This window comes from Planktothrix sp. FACHB-1355, from assembly GCF_014748295.1.
In the GTDB taxonomy this organism is placed as follows: Bacteria; Cyanobacteriota; Cyanobacteriia; order Cyanobacteriales; family Aerosakkonemataceae; genus Aerosakkonema; species Aerosakkonema funiforme_A.
Map to the genome: position 1 here is coordinate 1 of NZ_JACJUP010000985.1, position 2,728 is coordinate 2,728.

Annotated in this window: 3 protein-coding genes; all 3 read left to right on the top strand. The window is 45.1% G+C overall.

Features of this window, described 5'->3' with window-relative positions; translation table 11 throughout:
- Window positions 1-993: phosphoribulokinase (locus tag H6S82_RS27910; RefSeq protein WP_191057084.1), on the top strand; the 993-nt coding region annotated here is incomplete at its 5' end.
- Window positions 994-1,049: 56 nt separating this feature from the next.
- Complete coding sequence (locus H6S82_RS27915) at window positions 1,050-2,474, top strand: Ni/Fe hydrogenase subunit alpha (protein ID WP_190465362.1); 1,425 nt, start codon at window positions 1,050-1,052, stop codon at window positions 2,472-2,474.
- Window positions 2,475-2,548: 74 nt separating this feature from the next.
- Window positions 2,549-2,728 (top strand): (2Fe-2S) ferredoxin domain-containing protein (locus H6S82_RS27920; protein ID WP_191057085.1); only part of this gene is annotated, 180 nt, incomplete at its 3' end.

Below are 2,728 nucleotides of genomic sequence, written 5' to 3' on the forward strand. Positions count from 1 at the left end.
CGATCGCAAATCGCGCAGCTAAAAGAGCCCATTATTATCGGCGTTGCTGGCGATAGCGGTAGCGGTAAATCCACTTACAGCAATGGAATTAGGCGGCTTTTGGGCACCGACTTAGTTAGTACCATTGAAATGGATGGGTATCACAAAGAAGATCGGGAACAGCGGCGCATTAGCGGTCGTTTACCCCTCGATCCGGAAGCCAATCATTTAGATTTGCTGCGATCGCATTTGGCACTTCTCAAACAAGCCAAATCCATAGAAGTACCAATTTACAATCACGGTACTGGTAAATTCGATTCGCCAGTACATCTCGCGCCATCTCCCATTGTAGTTGTAGAAGGATTGCACGCCCTTTATCCAGAAATTTTGCCTTTACTGGATTTCAGTATTTATGTAGACCCCGATCATGATGTAAAATGGCAGTGGAAGTATGAGCGAGATGTCAAAAAACGCGGTCATCTAGCCGAAGCTTTAACTGAGGAAATGCTCAAGCGGGAAGCCGCTTACAAAAGATGGATTGATTTCCAAAAAACCAATGCCAATGTAGTTATCAAAATCTTTCCCAGTCACCTGAAGGAGTTCTCCCGCCATGAGTTTACGGGGAATCTGCCAGCTAACTGCTACAAAGTGGAATTGATTGTCGAACCAGGACAAGTTTCGCTGCCAAGTTTGCCGCTACCTTTTGACTTTGCCGCCATGTTGGAAGCTAACCAGCCGCCTTTCATGTTAGCTGCGGTTCCCTGTACTTATTGGGGAAGAAAGGTGATGATTATTCACATCGACGGTGTGCTATCTCAGGATACGATCGCCACTTTAGAAAAACAAATTGTCGCCTATACAGGTATTCCGTTGGAGGAAGGACTGTCAACGCAAAATATCCCGGATTTACAGGCTCACGAACAAGTATCTGCAACCCAGTTCGCGCAATTACTAATTACTTGGCGCTTCTTGGAATTGGTCAATCATCGCTTATCTGAATTGATGGCTAGGTGAAATTTAATAACAAAGAAAATCATCAATTCAAAATTGTTATAAACAAGGTGAATCCCATGTCGAAGACTATCGTTATCGATCCTGTTACTAGAATAGAAGGTCATGCTAAAATTTCTGTTTATTTAGATGATGCTGGTGAAGTATCCGATGCGCGTTTCCACGTTGTTGAATTTCGCGGATTCGAGAAATTCTGCGAAGGCAGACCGATGTGGGAAATGGCGGGAATCACAGCGAGAATTTGCGGTATTTGTCCGGTCAGTCACTTGTTGGCATCGGCAAAAACGGGAGATAAAATTTTGGCTGTAAAAATTCCCCCCGCTGCTGATAAATTGCGGCGGATGATGAATTTGGCGCAGTTTACGCAATCGCACGCCCTGAGTTTCTTCCATCTCAGCAGTCCGGATTTTCTGTTAGGTTGGGATAGCGATCCGGCCAAAAGAAATGTGTTTGGTTTGATTGAGGCTGACCCGGATTTGGCTAGGGCTGGTATTCGCTTGCGGCAATTCGGACAGAAGATTATTGAATTGCTGGGGGGTAAGAAAATTCACGCGGCGTGGTCAGTTCCTGGCGGTGTGCGATCGCCTCTTTCGGAAGAAGGACGCGCCTGGATACGCGATCGACTTCCGGAATCTCGCACGACAACTAAAGCCGCCCTCGATTTGTTCAAAAATATGCTCGATCGCTTCACCACGGAAGTGCAAGAATTCGGGAATTTCCCCTCTTTATTCATGGGTTTAGTGGGCAAAAATGGGGAATGGGAACACTACGGCGGACACCTGCGTTTTACCGATAGCAATGGCAATATTGTTGCCGATAATCTCAGTGAAGATGACTACAAAGAATTTTTGGGCGAAGCTGTAGAATCTTGGTCTTATCTGAAATTCCCTTACTACAAACCTTTAGGATATCCAGATGGAATTTATCGGGTAGGGCCATTAGCAAGGCTAAATATTTGCAATAATATTGGTACAGAAGCAGCCGATCGCGAGTTGCAAGAAATGCGCGATCGCGCTGGTGGAGTTCCTACCTCTTCCTTCTTCTATCACTATGCCAGATTGGTAGAAATTCTCGCCGCCATTGAAAAAATCGAACAGTTGGTGGACGATCCCGACGTTGTTTCCAAGCGAGTCCGCGCCGATGCCGGTATTAACAATTTGGATGCTGTGGGAGTCAGCGAAGCACCGCGAGGCACCCTGTTCCACCACTATCAGGTAGATGAAAATGGCTTGATTAAAAAAGTCAACCTGATTATCGCCACCGGACAAAATAACCTGGCGATGAATAAAACCGTAACTCAAATTGCTAAGCATTATATCCACGGCAATGAAATTCCGGAAGGAATGTTAAACCGCGTCGAAGCTGGCATTCGCGCCTTCGATCCCTGCTTGAGTTGTTCCACTCACGCAGCCGGACAAATGCCTCTGCATATCGAATTAATTGCAGCAGATGGAACAGTTGTTGCTGAAGTCGATCGGCAATAGAAAGTTGAAAATTTTGGTTGGGTTTTGTTAATTCAACCCAACCGAAATTCTCTACCTAAAAGGAGAGATAGACCATGAAAAAAGAGAATCTGTATTTATGTATGGGTTCCGCTTGCCATCAACTCGGAGTTTATGAAGTTTTACCTAAACTGCAAAGTATGATTGGCGAATATAACCTGGAAGATAAAATAGAATTAAAAGGATCTTTTTGTCTGGAAACCTGTAGCGACGGCATCGCGATGAAATTTCGAGAC

Excerpts from the sequence above, each read along its gene's own strand:
- H6S82_RS27915 (WP_190465362.1), top strand. The coding sequence starts at position 1,050 with ATGTCGAAGACTATCGTTATCGATCCTGTTACTAGAATAGAAGGTCAT.